Origin of the sequence: Sphingomonas melonis DAPP-PG 224 (genome assembly GCF_000379045.1) — a bacterium.
Taxonomy (GTDB): Bacteria; Pseudomonadota; Alphaproteobacteria; order Sphingomonadales; family Sphingomonadaceae; genus Sphingomonas; species Sphingomonas aquatilis.
Window position 1 is genome coordinate 614515 of the sequence record NZ_KB900605.1, and the last position, 17173, is coordinate 631687.

At 68.7% G+C, this 17173-nt stretch carries 17 protein-coding genes; 12 read left to right on the forward strand and 5 right to left on the reverse strand.

All coding sequences use genetic code 11. The features are described from left to right. Positions 1-41 precede the first annotated feature (41 nt). Entirely contained in the window at positions 42-338 is a 297-nt protein-coding gene (locus SPHME3_RS0103035) for an SEL1-like repeat protein (RefSeq protein WP_018250550.1), read from the reverse strand. 79 nt (positions 339-417) lie between these two features. Continuing rightward, complete coding sequence (gene panC / locus SPHME3_RS0103040) at positions 418-1263, reverse strand: pantoate--beta-alanine ligase (RefSeq protein ID WP_024310422.1); 846 nt, start codon at positions 1261-1263, stop codon at positions 418-420. Between the two features lie 88 nt (positions 1264-1351). Between panC and SPHME3_RS0103045 the strand changes: the two genes are divergently transcribed. From SPHME3_RS0103045 to SPHME3_RS0103080, 8 genes are all read left to right on the forward strand, one after another. Continuing rightward, positions 1352-2185 (forward strand): division plane positioning ATPase MipZ, encoded by an 834-nt coding sequence (locus SPHME3_RS0103045; RefSeq protein ID WP_017977320.1) that lies wholly within the window; start codon positions 1352-1354, stop codon positions 2183-2185. Continuing rightward, a complete protein-coding gene (locus tag SPHME3_RS0103050) occupies positions 2182-2445 on the forward strand; it encodes a J domain-containing protein (RefSeq protein ID WP_017977319.1) in 264 nt (87 codons plus the stop codon). Before SPHME3_RS0103045 ends, SPHME3_RS0103050 begins: the two co-directional genes overlap by 4 nt. Further along, positions 2442-3809 (forward strand): phosphoglucomutase/phosphomannomutase PgmG, encoded by a 1368-nt coding sequence (gene pgmG, locus SPHME3_RS0103055; protein ID WP_017977318.1) that lies wholly within the window; start codon positions 2442-2444, stop codon positions 3807-3809. The genes SPHME3_RS0103050 and pgmG overlap by 4 nt, the downstream gene beginning before the upstream one ends. Positions 3810-3840: 31 nt before the next feature. Then, the gene (locus SPHME3_RS0103060; protein ID WP_017977317.1) at positions 3841-4305 is read left to right on the forward strand and encodes a PH domain-containing protein; all 465 of its coding nucleotides are present in this window, start codon (positions 3841-3843) and stop codon (positions 4303-4305) included. Positions 4306-4663: 358 nt separating this feature from the next. Beyond that, positions 4664-5422 (forward strand): exonuclease domain-containing protein, encoded by a 759-nt coding sequence (locus SPHME3_RS0103065; RefSeq protein WP_017977316.1) that lies wholly within the window; start codon positions 4664-4666, stop codon positions 5420-5422. Positions 5423-5474: 52 nt separating this feature from the next. Further along, positions 5475-6986, forward strand: a complete 1512-nt coding sequence (locus tag SPHME3_RS0103070) for a sensor histidine kinase (RefSeq protein WP_018250551.1) — start codon at positions 5475-5477, stop codon at positions 6984-6986. After that, complete coding sequence (locus SPHME3_RS0103075; RefSeq protein ID WP_017977314.1) at positions 6983-7429, forward strand: response regulator; 447 nt, start codon at positions 6983-6985, stop codon at positions 7427-7429. The genes SPHME3_RS0103070 and SPHME3_RS0103075 overlap by 4 nt, the downstream gene beginning before the upstream one ends. A gap of 2 nt (positions 7430-7431) precedes the next feature. Next, the gene (locus SPHME3_RS0103080; protein ID WP_167509749.1) at positions 7432-8484 is read left to right on the forward strand and encodes a sensor histidine kinase; all 1053 of its coding nucleotides are present in this window, start codon (positions 7432-7434) and stop codon (positions 8482-8484) included. A 153-nt stretch (positions 8485-8637) separates the two neighbouring features. On the opposite strand, the gene SPHME3_RS0103085 is transcribed toward SPHME3_RS0103080, so the two are convergent. Together SPHME3_RS0103085 and SPHME3_RS0103090 are read right to left on the reverse strand one after the other, a co-directional pair. Further along, the gene (locus tag SPHME3_RS0103085; RefSeq protein ID WP_018250552.1) at positions 8638-9129 is read right to left on the reverse strand and encodes a DUF1440 domain-containing protein; all 492 of its coding nucleotides are present in this window, start codon (positions 9127-9129) and stop codon (positions 8638-8640) included. Positions 9130-9319: 190 nt separating this feature from the next. After that, complete coding sequence (locus SPHME3_RS0103090; protein WP_017977311.1) at positions 9320-10063, reverse strand: class I SAM-dependent methyltransferase; 744 nt, start codon at positions 10061-10063, stop codon at positions 9320-9322. A 51-nt stretch (positions 10064-10114) separates the two neighbouring features. Between SPHME3_RS0103090 and SPHME3_RS0103095 the strand changes: the two genes are divergently transcribed. The 4 genes from SPHME3_RS0103095 to SPHME3_RS0103110 all read left to right on the forward strand — a co-directional run bounded on the left by SPHME3_RS0103095 (position 10115) and on the right by SPHME3_RS0103110 (position 15005). Then, complete coding sequence (locus tag SPHME3_RS0103095) at positions 10115-10975, forward strand: oxygenase MpaB family protein (RefSeq protein ID WP_017977310.1); 861 nt, start codon at positions 10115-10117, stop codon at positions 10973-10975. Between the two features lie 231 nt (positions 10976-11206). After that, complete coding sequence (locus SPHME3_RS0103100; protein ID WP_017977309.1) at positions 11207-12745, forward strand: DUF4153 domain-containing protein; 1539 nt, start codon at positions 11207-11209, stop codon at positions 12743-12745. Then, a complete protein-coding gene (locus SPHME3_RS0103105) occupies positions 12742-13467 on the forward strand; it encodes a response regulator transcription factor (RefSeq protein ID WP_017977308.1) in 726 nt (241 codons plus the stop codon). The genes SPHME3_RS0103100 and SPHME3_RS0103105 overlap by 4 nt, the downstream gene beginning before the upstream one ends. Next, entirely contained in the window at positions 13464-15005 is a 1542-nt protein-coding gene (locus tag SPHME3_RS0103110; protein ID WP_017977307.1) for a sensor histidine kinase, read from the forward strand. The genes SPHME3_RS0103105 and SPHME3_RS0103110 overlap by 4 nt, the downstream gene beginning before the upstream one ends. Positions 15006-15101: 96 nt before the next feature. Here the strand turns inward: SPHME3_RS0103110 and SPHME3_RS0103115 are convergent, their stop codons facing one another. Next, a complete protein-coding gene (locus SPHME3_RS0103115; protein ID WP_017977306.1) occupies positions 15102-17039 on the reverse strand; it encodes a CocE/NonD family hydrolase in 1938 nt (645 codons plus the stop codon). Positions 17040-17173: the final 134 nt, after the last annotated feature.

Below are 17173 nucleotides of genomic sequence, written 5' to 3' on the forward strand. Positions count from 1 at the left end.
TGACGATGGAAAAGGCCGTCCGCGACGGAGAAGACCGTCGCTTACGCCGCCCGGCGCTGCGTCATCATCAGCCAGGCGCGCGCCTGGCGCTGCGCTTCGGCGATCTCGCGCGCGGTCATGTCCTCGGCCACGTCGGCGCGGGCATCCACCGCGTCCTCAAGGCCCGCCACGGCGGCGAGATTGAACCATTTGTGCGCCTCGATCAGATCGATCCCCGCCCCCGCGGTCCCGGTCTGATAGCACACGCCGAGGTCGAACAGCGCCTCGGGCCGGCCGCGCATCGCGTCGGCGATGCGGCTTTCTAAAAGAAACTGCGCACTCTTGAGACTGTTAGCCATGGATCGCCCCTATTTTTCATGGGGCCACCATGGCGCGCCGACCGCTACGAAATGGTTAACGCGAAAAACACCATATCCGTCAGGGCGTTGCCTCGACCGCGACATTGTCGATCAGCCGCGTCGTCCCCATCCGCGCCGCCGCGAGCAGCCGCCGCGGCCGGTCCGCCGCCGGCGATTCGGCCAGCGTTTCAGCATCGGCCAGCGCGACATAATCGACCTCGAACCCCGCCGCGACCAGCGCGCCGCGCGCCTCGGCCAGCGCGCCTTCGGGATCGTCGCCGCGCGCGATGCCGCGCGCCGCGACGCCCAGCGCGCGCGGCAGAGCGATGGCCTTCGCGCGCTGCTCCTCGTCGAGGTAGATGTTGCGCGACGACAGCGCGAGGCCGTCATCGTCGCGCTGCGTCGGCACGCCGACGATCTCGATGGCCATGTCGAGGTCCACGACGAAGCGGCGGATCACGGCGAGCTGCTGGAAATCCTTCTCGCCGAAATAAGCGATGTCGGCGCGCGTCTGATTGAACAGCTTGGTGACGACGGTCGCGACGCCATCGAAATGCCCCGGCCGCGCCGCGCCGTCCAGCCCGTCGCTGACGCCGGTGACGCTGACGTTCGTCGCAAAGCCTTCGGGGTACATCACCTCGACCGGCGGCGCCCACAACAGGTCGCAGCCATGGTCGGCGAGCAGCCGCGCGTCCGCCGCCTCGCGCCGGGGATAGCGGGCAAGGTCTTCGTTCGGGCCGAATTGCTTGGGGTTGACGAAGATCGATGCGATCACCTTCGTGCCCGGGCGCCGCGCCGCCTCGATCAGCGCCATATGGCCCGCGTGCAGCGCGCCCATCGTCGGCACCAGCGCGATGGTCGCCCCTTCGGCGCGGAATGCGGCGACCGCGTCGCGCAAGCCGGCCAGGTCTCGAACTGTCTGCACCGTTTACCCCCTCGAACAATGAGCGCGCGGCTTCTATGAAGAGGGCAGCAACCGGGCAACCCGGAAGAATGGATTTGGGGAAAAAGCCGTGCCCGCAGGGCCTCATGTCATCGTCTTCGCCAATGAAAAGGGCGGCACCGGCAAGTCGACGACGGCGGTCCACGTCGCCATCGCGCTCGCCGCGAAGGGCGCCAAGGTCGCCTGTTTCGACCTCGATCACCGGCAGCGCACCGTCGGCCGCTACCTCGACAATCGCGCCGCGACGATGCAGCGCAAGGGCAGCGCGCTGCCCATGCCCGTCCACGACACGCACGACGGCACGAACGAGGACGTCTTCGAGGAAAAGTGGCATCGCCTGTCCGAAGGCGCCGACTTCCTGATCGTCGACACCCCCGGCCGCGACGATTATTTCGCGCGCACCGCGGCGGCGCTGTCCAACACGCTCGTCACGCCGATGAACGACAGCTTCGTCGATTTCGACCTGATCGGCCAGGTCGATCCCGAGACGTTCAACGTCACCAAGCCCAGCTTCTATTCGGAGCTGATCTGGGACGCGCGCAAGCAGCGCGCCCGTGCCGATGGCACGCAGATCGACTGGGTCGTGCTGCGCAACCGCCTGCAGCATATCGAGGCGCGCAACATGCGCCGGGTATCGGATGCGCTGACCCAGCTGTCGAAGCGCGTCGGCTTCCGCATCATTCCGGGCCTGGGCGAACGCGTCATCTATCGCGAGCTGTTCCCGACCGGCCTCACCATGATCGATGCCAAGGAATTCGGCGCGATGGGCCTGGGCCATGTCGCCTCGCGCCAGGAATTGCGCGAGATGATGGCGGCGCTGCAATTGCCTGAACCCGCCCAGCCCTCCGACTCTCAGCCGTCCGAGTCGCAGGCCGCCGAGCCGACCCCCGATATCGCCGCATGAAATGGCTGATCGTCATCGGGCTGATCTGGCTCGCATGGCACTATCTGGGCCGAAAGCCGAAGCGCCCCGCGGTCAGCCCGCAGCAGCGCGCGCGCCGCATCCTGGGCGTCGCGGCAGAGGCGGACGAGGCGGAGATCCGCGCCGCGCACCGCCGCCTGCTCGCCGAATTCCACCCCGATCGCGGCGGGTCGGAATCGGCGACGCGTGAGATCAACGCGGCGCGTGACTTGCTGATCGAGGGCCTGCGCCGCCCCGCATGAGCCATGTCCTCTCGCCCACGATCCTGCGGGAATATGACATTCGCGGCACCGTGGGGCGCAACCTCGCCCCCGCCGACGCGACCGCGATCGGCCGCAGCTTCGCCACCCGCATCCGCGCCGCGGGCGGCACGCGTGTTGCCGTAGGGCGCGACGGGCGCCTGTCCTCGCCCGACCTCGAAACCGCGCTGGTCGCCGGCCTCGTGGCAGGCGGCGTCGACGTCGTGCGCATCGGCCTCGGCCCCACGCCGATGCTGTATTTCGCCGAAGCGACGCTGGGCGTCGACGCCGGCATCCATGTGACGGGCAGCCACAATCCGCGCGACGACAATGGCTTCAAGATGGTGCTGGGCCACCGCTCCTTCTACGGCGCGGATGTGGTCGATCTCGCCCGCCTCGCCGCCACCGGCGCGTGGAGCGAGGGCACCGGCAGCGTCACCCACCACGACGTCCTTCCCGCTTATGTCGCGCGCCTGCTCGCGGGCTATGCCGGCGGCGCGTTCCGCATCGGCTGGGATTGCGGCAACGGCGCCGCCGGCCCCGCGGTGGAGCGGCTCGTCGCGCAGCTGCCCGGCGAGCATCATCTGCTCCACACCCTCGTCGACGGCCGCTTCCCCAACCATCACCCCGACCCGACCGAGGAAGCCAATCTCGCCGACCTCAAGGCGCTGGTGCGGGAGAAGGGCCTCGACTTCGGCATCGCCTTCGACGGCGACGGCGACCGGATCGGCGCGGTCGACGGCAAGGGCCGCGTGCTGTGGGGCGACCAGCTGCTCGGCCTGCTGATCGCGCCCGTCCTGGCCGCCTGTCCCGGCGCCACCGTCGTCGCCGACGTCAAATCCTCGGCCTACGTCTTCGATCGTATCGCAGAACTGGGCGGCATCGCAGTGATGGGTGCGACCGGCCACAGCCCAATGAAGGAAGCGATGCTCGCCCACGCCGCGCCGATCGCGGGCGAATTGTCGGGCCACATCTTCTTCGGGCACGAGTGGTACGGCTTCGACGACGCGCTGTACGCCGCGGTGCAGCTGATCGGCGCAGTGCATGGCTCTGGCCAGTCGCTCACCACGTTGCACGACGCGATGCCGCCGTTCGTCAGCACGCCCGACCTGCGCTTCGCCATCGATCCGGCGCGCAAGGCCGGGGTGATCGATGCGGTGCGTGCGCGGGTCGAGGCGACCCGCACGCCCGTCGTCGCGATCGACGGCGTCCGCGTCACGACGGCCGCGGGCTGGTGGCTGCTGCGCGCCTCGAACACGCAGGACATGCTGACGCTGCGCGCCGAAGCCCGCTCCCAGGCGGCGCTCGACGCCTTGCTCGCCGAGGTCGATGCGCACCTGGCCGCCTGCGGCATCGCCCGCGATTGACAGACATGCCGTGCCCGATAGGGTCGGTGTCATGTCTGGGTCCTACAGTGCCGAACGCGCCGTCGACAGCTTCCGCTCGAGCACCAATCGCTGGCTGCTCGGCAGCTTCACCGGCTGGCTGACGATCCTCAGCTGCGCGATCGGCGTCGGCCTCGTCATCATCGCGGTCCGCTGGTTGCAGAACATGTCCGCCGCCTATGAGATCACCGACCAGCGGCTGATCGTGAAGCGCGGCCTCGTCATGAAATCGATCGACGAGATCGAACTCTACCGGATCAAGGACGTGCGCGTCGACTTCTCGGTCATCAATCAGATCGCGGATATCGGCACGATCACCATCACCTCGTCGGACCGGACGACGCAGAATATGCAGTTCGTCCTGCGCGACATCCCCGCCGCCCGCGAACGCCGCGAAGGCATCCGCAAACTCGTCGACCGCGCCCGGCGGCAGCGCGGGGTGCGCGAGCTGGACATCGACGAAGACGACTATCGCTGATCTGCAACGGATTGGGTTGTCACCGGCCGCCCCGCCCACACCGTCACCCCGGACTTGGTCCGGGGTCCACTCCGCCGCGAGGGGGTGGCTTGAGCCTCTTGCCATCCCCTTGCGGCCCGGTGGACCCCGGACCAAGTCCGGGGTGACGGGTGGAGAGACGAACCATCTCATGCATCTCCACACACCCCACACCCTCGTCAACGCCAACAACGAAAGTCCTCCCCCGCCAGGGGGAGGTGGCGCGCCGAAGGCGTGACGGAGGGGGCGGACAGCAATAGTCTCTGCAAAGTAAGCCCCGCTCACCACCCCCTCACCAAATGCTGGCGGAATCCGTCCACATCCCCCATCTACCCCAGCAATGCGTCCCCAGCCCCAGATCGTCCGCGTCATCGACCTCGAAACCACCGGCAGCGCGCCGCCGGCGCATGGTGTATGCGAAATCGGCTGGCAGGACGTCGCGCTCGGCGCCGATGGCCGCTGGGAGCTACAGGGCGAGGGCGGCTCGATTCTGGTCAATCCCGGCCGCGCCATCCCGCCGATCACGCAGGCGATCCACCATATCCTCGACGAGGATGTCGCTGACGCGCCCTGGTGGCACGATGTCGCGCGCCGCGTGCTCGATCCCTACCCGCGCCGCGTCGCGCTCGCCGCGCATCGGGCGGACTTCGAACAGCAATTCTGCACGCCCAGCCTGACCCACGGGCAGGAGTGGATCTGCACCTGGAAGTGCGCGCTGCGCCTGTGGCCGGACAGCCCCAGCTTTTCCAACCAGGTGCTGCGCTATTACCGCCGCCCCGAGGGGCTGGACCAGCAGCGTGGCCTGCCCGTCCACCGCGCCTTCCCCGACGCCTATGTCACCGCGCACCATTTGCGGGATCAGCTCAACGAGGCGGGCCTCGCGCAATGCCTCGACTGGTCGCGGACCCCCGGCCTGATCCCGCGCGTCCGCTACGGCCCCTATCGCGGCAAGGCGTGGAGCGAGCTCGACCACGAAAGCCTGATGGCCTTCCTGACCGATCGCGATCCCGACATCCGCTTCACCGCCAATGCCGAAATGGATCGCCGCAGCGGTGGCGGCGCCGTGGGACGTGCCAGCGCGCAGGACCTCTTGCTGTAGTATAATCTCACCCCTCTGGAATGGTTCGTAACGCTGGCGTAAGGCAGCGCCCGTGATCGCCACCATCCGCAACCGTTTCGTCGTCAGGGAAGGCCGCTTCGGCCGCGTGCTGATCGCCTTCATGGTGATGGGTTTCGCCGCGCTGATCGTGGCGGGCATCGCCGCCGGCCTCGCCACCGCGCGCGGCGAACAGCACACCGAAACGGTCGGCCACACCTATGAGGTGGAACTGGCGATCGGCACCGCGCGGCGCCTGATCGAACAGAGCGAAGCCTCGCGTCGCGGCTATCTGCTGACCGGCGACGTGCGCTATCGCGACGCCTACCGCGAATGGGGCGCGGCGCTGGCGCCTGCGCTCGACCGGCTGGAATCGCTGACCCACGACAATCCGCGCCAGGTCACGAGCTTCACGCTGCTGCAACGCGAGGTCGCTGCCCTGCTCGACCAGCGCAGTCGCACGATCGCGCTGGTCGATGCCGGTCGCCGCGCGGACGCGGTGACCGCATTCGAACAGGAAACCAGCATCCGGCGGCTGACGATGATCCGCACGCTGTTCGAACGGATGAGCGGCGAAGAACGCCGGTTGCTCGAGCTGCGCAACGCCGCGCAGCGCGCCAGCGTCCGCCTGTTCTACGGCATCCTTGCCACCGCTGCGGTGATCCTCGCGTTCGTCGTACTCGCCTCGCTGCTCACCGTACTGCGCTACACGCGCGACCTTGCCGCCTCGCGCGATTCGCTGCGCTCGTTCAACGAGCGGCTCGAAGAGACGGTGACCGAGCGCACCGCCGACCTCAGCCGTGCGAACGAGGAAATCCAGCGCTTCGCCTATATCGTCAGCCACGACCTGCGTTCGTCGCTGGTCAACGTGATGGGCTTCACCGCCGAACTCGCCGCGGTCATTCCGCCGCTCACCACATTGGTCGAGCGGGCGGAGGCGCAATGCCCCGACATCGTTACTGAGGATGCGCGGCTGGCGGTGCGCGAGGACCTGCCCGAAGCGATCGGCTTCATCCGCACCTCGACGCAGAAGATGGACCGGCTGATCAATGCCATCCTGAAGCTGTCGCGCGAAGGCCGCCGCGTCATCACCCCCGAAGCGATCGACCTCGCCGCCGTGGTCGACACGATCGAAGGGTCGATCCGCCACGTCCTCGACGATCGCGGCGTCACGCTCACCGTCATCCGCCCGATGCCGCGCGTCGTGACCGACCGCGTCGCGATCGAACAGATCCTGTCGAACCTGATCGAGAATGCGAGCAAATACCTCCAGCCCGGTCGCCCCGGCGCGATCAGCGTATCGGCGGAGCAGCGCCGCGATCGCGTGATCGTGTCGGTCGCCGACAATGGCCGCGGCATCGATGCCCGCGATCACCAGCGCATCTTCGATCTGTTTCGCCGATCGGGCCAGCAGGACCAGCCCGGCGAGGGGATCGGGCTGGCGCATGTCCGCGCGCTGGCCTATCGCCTCGGCGGCACGATCGACGTCGACAGCGCGCTGGGCGAAGGGTCGACCTTCCGCCTCAACCTTCCCGCCACCTTTTCCAGTCAGGACATTGCGTCATGAACGCCCATCAATCCGTCGGCATCGTCATGATCGAGGATGACGAAGGCCACGCGCGCCTGATCGAAAAGAACATCCGTCGCGCCGGCATCAACAACGACATCAAGCATTTCACCGACGGCAACCAGGCGCTGCACTTCCTGTTCGAGGCGCCCGACGGCCCCGCCAGGAACGGCCCGGCGCTGGTGCTGCTCGACCTCAACCTGCCCGACATGAGCGGCACCGACATCCTCGCCCGCATCAAGGCAGAGGACAGCCCCTTGAAGCGCACCCCCGTCGTCGTGCTGACCACGACCGACGACAAGGTCGAGATCCAACGCTGCTACGACCTGGGCTGCAACGTCTACATCACCAAGCCGGTGAATTACGAAAGCTTCGCGCAGGCTATCCGCCAGCTCGGCCTGTTCCTGTCGGTGATCCAGGTCCCCGAGGTCGAGGAACACTGATCCTGACCCAGGTTCCGCCCAGCGCGCCCGCCAGCGTCCTGTATATCGACGACGACGCCGGTCTGCGCCGGCTCGCGGCGCGCACGCTCGAACGGCGCGGCTATAGCGTGACGGTCGCCGACAGCGGCGCGGAGGGCGTGATGCTGGCGGCGGGCCAGCCGTTCGATCTCGTCGCGGTCGACCATTACATGCCGGAAATGGACGGGCTGGAAACGCTCGAGCAGCTGAAGGCGCTGCCCGAGCCGCCACCGGTGGTCTACGTCACCGGATCGGACGAGGGACGGATCGCGATCGCCGCGTTGAAGGCGGGCGCCGCGGACTATGTCGTCAAGACGGTGGGCGAAGACTTCTTCGATCTGCTTACCGCCAGCTTCGAACAGGTCTTGGAGCGTAGCCGCCTGACGCGGGAAAAGGCGCGCGCCGAAGAGGATCTGCGCGCCAGCAACGCGCGGCTCGAGACCTTGCTGTCCGAAGTGAACCACCGCGTCGCCAATTCGCTGCAGCTCGTCTCAGCGATGGTGCGGTTGCAGGCAGGCGCGCTCAGCGACCCCGCCGCGCGCGCCGCGCTGGACGATACGCAGCGCCGCATCGGTGCGATCGCGCAGGTCCACCGCCGGCTGTATTCGGCGAACGACGTCGAAAGCGTCGACATGCACGATTATCTGAAGTCGCTGATCGACGAACTCAACGAAACTTTGTCGTGTGACGACGGCGCAAACACGCTGCACCTTGTCGCCGAATCGATCCGCCTGCCGACCGACAAGGCGGTGTCGCTGGGCGTGATCGTCACCGAACTCGTCACCAACGCGTGCAAATATGCCTATCCGGACGGCGTCGGCGGTGAGATTCGCGTGCTGTTGCGCCGCGACGGCGACGACATCTTCCTGCTCGCGGTGGAGGATGACGGCTGCGGCATGCCCGCCGAGGCGACGCCCAAGGGCACCGGCCTCGGCACCAAGCTGATCCGCGCCATGGCGCAAAGCCTGCATTCCGCCGTGGAATACGAACCCCGCACACCGGGCGTCAGGGCAACGCTGCGCGCGGCGATGGCATAAGCGCGGCGCCTACCCCATCCACCACGTCACCCCGGACTCGGTCCGGGGTCCACCGCGCCTCAGGGGGCTGGCCAGAGGCTCCCGCGTTTTCAGTCGCCGCAGAGGGGAGCCCGGCGTCCAAGGTGACGCTGAGTCAGAGGCGATAGTCCCGCCTCAATCCACCGCCTCGACGAACCGCCGCATTCCCTCCAGCGCCGCGCCGAACACGACATGGCTCGCCAGCCCGTACGCATGGATCGCCGGCGGCGTCTCGGTGGCCGACGGTCCCCAGCCGAACGCGGGCACCGCCACATCATCGAGCAGCGTCGCGACGCCGACGCCGAACGCGGTGCCGAACCCCGCCGTCGTTTCCGGCCACACCCGCGCCGCCAGCGCATAGCCCGCGCCCAGCGCCGCGCCGGTCACGTAATGCACCAGCACCCCCGCGCTCTCGCGGCGCTTCTGCGTCACCGGCTCGCCCGTCACCGCCTCGCTGACGCTGTCCGCCGCCTTCACCGTCGCGGGATCGTCGTTGCTGCCGCCCATGTCGACCACCGCGGCGACACCCTTTTGGAACAGATCCATCGCCAGGCTGGCGACGATCCCCCCGGCGACGCCGGCGAGCAGGGTCTTGGGCAGGCTGTTGGCAAGTGACGACACACGCATTCTCCCGGTCAGATGCAGCGCCCAACGCCGCATGCGACCGAGAGGTTCGTGGGCGCGACGACATATCGCCGCCTATCCGCCCACCGTCCGTGCTGAGCCTGTCGAAGGGCGCGTCACCACACCCGCACCGCACGTGGATGGCCGTGCTCCGACAGGCCCAGCACGAACGGATCGATAGACGCGTCGCCCCTCAGGGCTTGCGGAACTTCATCACGAACTGGTCGGTCTTGCCCCGGATCGCCGGATCGAAGACGTTCTTCGTGTGATCGTCCGCGGGATTGGCGAGCACACTGCTCGACCCGACATAGCGGAAGCCCGTCGATTCGATCTGCTGGCGCACCACCGCGGGATCGATGCGGTGCCGCGTCGCGGTGCCCGACAGGCCTGTGCCGGGCGCATCGGCATGGTCGATGACGACATAGGTGCCGCCCTTTTTCAGCAGCTTGAACACCGCCGCGTCGAATGCGCGCAGCGCGGGTTCGCCGGCGCCATTGTTTGGAATGTCGTGATAATTCTGCACCGTCCAGAACAGGTCGACGGGCTGCGGCACGGTCGGCAGGTTGGTCGGCTGCACCTCGGCGGTCACGTTGGGCAGGCCCCGCGCCTGCAAGGCAGGCAGCGTCTTCGCGGCATATTTCGCCCCCGCCGCCGGCCACAGCGCATAGACCTTGCCCTTCGGCCCGACGATGCCGGAAAAGATGCGCGTCCAATATCCGGCACCCGGCAGATAATCGATGACGACGTCGCCCGGCTTCACACCCGAAAAGGCGAGCACCGCCGCCGCCTGGCGCCGCGCATCGTCCCCCGACTGGTCGGCGCGCGCGGGATCGGCGAGCGCCCGGCCGATCGCGCTGCCGGCGGGCGCAGCCTTTTCCTGCGCCACGACAGCGGTGGTCATCGCGAGGCCTGCGATCATCGATACGATCAGCCGCATCTTTTGTACCCCTCAACCGGTTGGACGTGCATGAGATTGACGGACAGCAGCATGAGCGATCTGCGCGGCGCGATCCAGCGCGAAGTGCATCGGCTCGTCGGCTTCGACGACGGCACCGTCGATCTCACCCGTCAGCCTGGCGACGACGGCCTGTTCGGCCCCGGCTCGGCCGCCTGGGTGGTGCACGGCGACTTCACCGCGATGATGGCGGGCGGCGTCGCTGCGCTACTGCTCCAGATGCTGCACCCCGGCGCACTGGCGGGCGTGTGGGACCATTCCAACTTCCGCGCCGACATGCTCGGCCGGCTGCGCCGCACCGCGCAGTTCATCTCGGCTACGACCTATGGCTCGACCGAGACGGCGGAGCGGATGATCGCCCGCGTCCGTCGGATCCACGATTCCGTCGCGGGCACGCTGCCCGACGGCACGCCGTACAGCGCGAACGATCCCGAACTGCTCACCTTCGTCCATGTCGCCGAGGTGGCGAGCTTCGTCGCCGCGCACCGCCGCTACCGCGACCCGGACTATCCCGCGGCGGAGCAGGACCGCTATCTCGCCGAATATGCCCGCGTCGCCGTAGCGCTCGGCGCGCGCGACGTCCCGCGCAGCCGCGCCGAGGTGGACGCGTATTTTACCGCGATCCGCCCGTGCCTGCGCGCCGATCATCGCACGCGCGAGGTTGCCCGCGCCCTGCTCGACCAGCCTGTCGCGATGCCCGCGCTCGCCTCCGCGCAAAAGCTGTTGATGGCCGCAGGTATCGACCTGCTGCCGCGCTGGGCCGTGACGCTCCACGACCTCACGCCGCCACCCGGCCGACGCCCGATGGTCCGCGCCGGCATGGCGGGCGTCGGATCGGTACTGCGCTGGGCCTTGCGCGACGGCTCGGCGAAGCGGGCCAGGGATCAGGCCTGACGCAATCCATTTCAGCTCGTTCGCCCTGAACCTGTCGAAGGGTGGGACGCGATGGGCGACGCGCTTGCAGACAGCAGCGCTTCGACAGGCTGAGCGCGAACGGCCTTAGGGCGGTCGATCGACGCCTGCACCGGATCTGCACGGCCCGAACACCACCTCAGCACCATCCGCGCCATCGCGTCTCGACGCCTGCCCGTCATCCCTGCCGCGCCCCTCGCACAGGATGCTTGCATGCCGCACCGCCTCTCCACCCTGTCCGCCAAGATCGCGGCGACCGCCGCCGTGATCTGCCTCGTCGAAGTGCTGATCGACCAAGCGCCTGCCTTCCTGTGGACCGCCGCACTCGCCTGGATAGTCGCACTGGCCGCGACCCGGCCGTCCGTCCGCCGCAGCCGTACCGCTCTGGTCGCACTCGCCGCCGCCGCGCTGTTCGTGGCGGCACTGATCGACGATCCCAGCGCGCTCGCCGTGCTGCTGTTCCTGGTCGCGATCGTGCTCGCCGCATTGTTGCCGCGGCGACGCTTCGACACCGCGATCGCCTGGGGCCTGCGCCTTGCCTGGACCGGGCTGAGCGCGCTGCTGCTGCCCATCCGCGATCTCGGCCTTACCGCCCGCGCGCGGGGACGGCGTGCCGGCCCCGGCCTTCGCCTTGGCGCCGTCGCCGCCATGCTGGCCCTGCCGATCGCCGGCGGCGCGCTGTTCCTGACGCTGTTCGCCCAGGCCAATCCACTGATCGAATCCGCCTTCGCCGGCATGGTCCTGCCCGATATCGGCGTCGTCTTGTTCCGCGGCGTGATCGCGATCGTCGTGCTGCTGCCGGTGTGGGCGACGCTGCGCCCCGATCCGCGCGGCACCGGCTGGGACGGGACGCGGCCCACCTTGGCCCTGCCGCAAGTGGGTAGCGCGACGCTGATCCTGTCGCTCGCCACCTTCAACACGATCTTCGCGATCCAGAACGCGCTCGACCTCGCCTTCCTGTGGAGCGGCGCGCCCCTGCCCGCGGGCGTGACGATGGCGGACTATGCGCATCGCGGGGCCTATGCGCTGATCGTCACCGCGCTGCTCGCCGGGCTGTTCGTGCTGGTGACGCTCCGCCCGGGCAGCCCCGGTGCGGCGAGCCCTGCGATACGCCGGCTGGTGACATTGTGGATCGTCCAGAATGTGCTGCTGGTCGCGTCCAGCGCATTGCGCACGCTCGATTATGTCGATGCCTATTCGATGACGGTACTGCGCCTGTCCGCGCTGATCTGGATGGCGCTGGTCGCGACCGGCCTCATGCTGATCCTGTGGAGGCTGCTCGCCGGCCGATCCAGCGCATGGCTGATCAACGCCAACGCGCTCGCCGCCGCGGTCGTGCTGACGGGCTGCACCCTCGTCGATCTGCGCGCCACCGCCGCAGCCTGGAATGTCGACACCGCGATCCGGCGCCATACGCCGCTCGCCGACCTCGACCTGTGCTACCTCGACACGCTCGGCCCATCCGCGATCCTGCCGCTTGCCCGGCTAGAGCAGGCGACCCGCGATCCCGCCGCGCGCGACGCCATCACCTCGATCCGCTGGGAGGCGCAGCAGACGCTCACCGCGCAACAGAGCAGTTCACGCGGCTGGACATGGCGCGGCGCCCGCCGCCTCGCCCGCGTCGAGGCGATGATGGGCGCCACGCCGCCGCGCCTCCGCCCCGCGCCCGACGGCCGCCGGTGCGGCATCATCGCGCCGCCGCCCGAGCCAGCGCCGGCACCCGCCCCATTGACGAAGGCCCCGCAACGATGATCCTGTGCCCGATGCCCCGCACCGTGCTGATCGTCGACGACGATCCCCATATCCGCCAGCTGCTCGCCTTCGCGCTCGACAAGGCCGGCCTGTCACCGGTCGAGGCGGCGGACGGCGAGGCGGGCCTTGCGATGGCGCAGGCGCACAAGCCCGACCTCGTCATCCTCGACATCAACATGCCGCGGATGGACGGGCTGGAGGTCTGCCGCCGCCTGCGCGGCGCCAAGGATGGTGGCGGCGACACGCCGATCCTGTTCCTGTCCAGCCGCGACGACGAAATCGACCGCGTGCTCGGCATCGAACTCGGCGCCGACGATTATGTCGTGAAGCCCTTCTCCCCGCGCGAGGTGGTGGCGCGCGTCATGGCGATCCTGCGCCGAACCGCCGCCCGCCCGCCGCAGGTCGAGGAGAGGCGCATGCTCGGCCACGGCCGCCTGACCCTCGACCTCGACGGCTGGTGCGCCGCCTGGGACGGCGCGGAGGTCGCGCTGACCGTCACCGAATTTTCGATCCTGCGCCTGCTCGCGTCGATGCCCGCCAAGGTCTTCAGCCGCGACGCGATCATCGACCGGCTCCATGGCCCCGGCTTCGCAATCACCGATCGCACGATCGACAGCCACATCCGCAACCTGCGCCACAAGTTCGCGGGGATAGGCGCCGCCGACCTGATCGAGACACGCGCCGGCATCGGTTACCGCCTCGGCCCCTGCACGGGCGCGTGATCATCGCGCTGAAGACCTGGGCGAAGCGCCACTGGCCGCGCCTGCGGCTGCGCACGATCCTGTTCGCGACGTTGTTCGTCGTCGCGGCGCTGCCCGGCTTCGGCGCGGTGTTCCTGCGCGTCTACGAAAACACGCTCGTCCGCCAGACCGAAGCGGAGCTGGTCGCGCAAGGCGCCGCGCTCGCTGCCGCCGCCGCCGCCGACTGGCCAGGCGCGACACCGGGCACGCCGCTCTATCCGGCCCGCATCGTCGTGCCCGGATATGGTGTCGACCTCAGCCTCACCCCGATCCTGCCCGAACGTCCCGATCCGACGCCCGCGCCCGCGCCCGCCCCGGATGCGGTCGCCGCCGCGCACACCCTCGCCCCCGTGCTGCGCGCGACGCAGATGACGACGCTCGCCTCGATCCTGCTGCTCGACCGCAATGGCCGCCTCGTCAATGGGGGCGGCAGCCTTGCCGCGCTGCCCGAAGTCGCCGCCGCGCTGCACGGCCGGCCCGCCACCACGCTCCGCCGCAACGGCGCCTATCGTGCGGTCTATCGCTTCGAATGGCTCAGCCGCGCCGCCGCGATCCGCATCCACCACGCCCGTCCCATCGTCGTGAACGGCCGCGTCGTCGGCGTGCTGCTGCTGTCGCGCACCGCACGCGCGCTGTTCCGCGGCCTGTACGAGGATCGCGGCAAGATCGCGATCGGCATCGCTGCCATCTTCGGCCTGCTGATCGTCATCAGCGGGTTCATCTCCCGCGGCGTCACCCGCCCGATCGAGCGCCTGGGCCAGGCGACCCGCGCCGTCGCCAGCGGCCGCGGCAGCGTGCCGGAGGTGCCGCCCACCGCCGCGATCGAGATCCAGGGCCTTTACGCCGATTTCGCCGCGATGACCGCCGCGATCGAGCATCGCTCGCGCTACCTGCGCGACTTCGCCTATGCGGTCAGCCACGAATTCAAGACACCGCTCGCCGGCATCCGCGGCGCGATCGAACTGCTCCACGACCATCCCGACATGGCCGCGGCCGACCGCACGCGCTTCCTCGCCAATGTCGATGCCGATGCGCAGCGGCTGACGCTGCTGACGACGCGCCTGCTCGACCTCGCCCGCGCCGACATGACCGGGCCGGGGGAGCCCTGCGCCGATCCCGCCGGGGTGATCGCCCGCGCGGCGGATGCGGTGCGGGGGGCGAGCTTTGCGGTCGAGGTCGCACCCGACCCAATCCCACCGGTTGCGCTGCCCGCCACGACGATCGAAACGGCGCTGGCGACGCTGTTCGACAACGCCCGTCAGGCAGGCGCCCATGCCGTACACATCGAGGCCTCTGTCGACGCGACACAGGTCGTCCTCACCATCCACGACGACGGCCCCGGCATCGCGCCCGCCGACGCCGCGCGCCTGTTCGAACCCTTCTTCACCACCCGCCGCGGGCAGGGCGGCACCGGTCTCGGCCTCCCCATCGCGCGCTCGCTGCTCGAAGCCGGCGGCGGCACGATCACGCTGGTCGATTCGCAGCCGACGACATTCCGCGTGACGCTGCCCCTCACCTAACCCACGCCGTCACCCCGGCCGAAGAGCCGGGGTCCCGCTTCGTCTTTCAGCGGCGGCAAAAGCGGGACCCCGGATCACGTCCGGGGTGACAAGGGATTACTGCGCTTTCGCCTGCGCCTGCTCCACTGGCACCACCGGCAGCAACACCGCGCTTGGCGTCTTGCCACCGCGCTCGATCGTCACCGTCGCCTTCTTGTAGTCCCCCGGCTTGGCGAAGAAGATGTTCGGCACGTACGTCTGCGGGTTGCGGTCGTAGAGCGGGAACAGGCTCGACTGCACCTGCACCATCACGCGGTGCCCCGGCTGGAACACATGGTTCACCGTCGGCAGGCGGAACCGGTAATGCTGCACCTTGCCCGCCGGGATCGCCGAGGGCTTGGCGAAGCTGTCGCGATAGCGCCCGCGGAAGATGTCGAGGCTGATCGGCAGCTGATACCCGCCCATCTTCGGATCGGTCGCATTTTGCGCGGGCAACACGTCGATCACCTTCACGACGAAATCGCCGTCCGTCCCCGTCGTCGTCGCATACAGGTCGGCGATCGGCGCGCCCGACACGCGCATCGGTTCGGTCAGCACCGGCGTCATGTAGGTCATCACGTCGGGCCGCCCATCGGCATGGCGCTGGTCGCTGACCAGCCAGTCGCCCCAGCGCCCATCGTCGAAATTCACCGGCCGCGGCAGGTGCGGCACGGGCTTGGACGGATCGGAGACATAGCTGTCACCCCCGGCCGCCGCGGTGTCGAAGCCCAGCCCGCCATTCGCCTGCAGGTACATCGGCTTCAGCGGCGACGCGCAACCGCTGTCGCAGGCGAGCGGCCAGTTGGCGAACCGGTCCCAGTGATTCTCACCGGTGTTGTAGATCGCCGCGGTCGGCAGGTTCGCCGCCGGCCCGTCTTTCAGATACTGGTCGAACAGCGGCAGCACCATCTGCTCGCGGAACTGCGCCGCGGTGTCGCCATCCCACTGGAACGGCCCCAGGCTGCGCCCTTCGCGGTTGATCTGGCTGTGCCGCCACGGCCCCATGACCAGGAAGTTGTTGCCGGTCTTCCCCTTCGCCTTCAGCGCTTCCCAGCTGGTGATCGCGCCATACATATCCTCCTGGTCCCACAGGCCCTGTTCCCAGATCGTCGGCACATTGGAGGGGTTGGCGGCGAGCAATTTGTCGAGCGCCTGTCCCTGCCAGAAGGCGTCATAGGCCGGATGGTCCGACATCCGCTTCCAATAGGGCAGCTGGTCGTAGCCCGACTTCTTCGCCCAATCCCCCGCCGAACCGGTCCGGAAATTGTCGTAATCGTCCCAGCCGCCGGTCGGCGGCAGCGGCCCGCCCGACTTGTAGCCAGTCTGCCCGCCGATCCAGGCGATATTGGCGAGACGGAACGCGCCATAATGGAACCAGTCGTCGCCCATCCAGCCGTCGATCATCGGGCTTTCCGGCGCCGCGACCTTCAGCGCCGGATGCGGATGGAGCAGCGCCATGACGACGGTAAAGCCTTCATAGCTCGACCCGATCATCCCGACGCGTCCGTTGGACTGCGGCAGGTTCGCCTTGTTCACCAGCCAATCGATCGTGTCATAGGCGTCGGTGGTGTGATCGACCTTGGTGGGGTTCAGCGGGCCGATCACCGGCCGCGTCACGACATAGTCGCCCTCCGACCCGTATTTGCCGCGGATGTCCTGATAGACGCGGATATAGCCGTTCTTCGAAAAGATCTCGTCCGACAGCGGCAGCGCATTGACCATCGACGGCGAATCGCTGCGGTTGGCACGGCCCGAGGCATTGTACGGCGTGCGCGTCAGCACGATCGGCGCATTGGTCGCATTCTTGGGGATGACGATGACGGTGTGCAGCTTCACCCCGTCGCGCATCGGGATCATCACGTCGCGCTTGATGTAATCGTGATCCGCGGTCGGCAGCACGAACTTCGCCGGGATATCGCCGCCCGGCGGCGGCAGGTTCGGGTTCGTCTGCGTCTGGGCCTGCACCCCCACCGACAGAAGCGCGATCGAGGACAGCAGCAGAACGGAACGACGCATCGGGGATCTCCGGCAGGGATGTTGCCGCATGCTAACGTGGATGAGGCGGGCGGCAACCCCGGCCACCCAATTCCTCCCCCGCCAGGGGGAGGGGGACCGTTCGGCGCCAGCCGAATGGTGGAGGGGGAGGACGG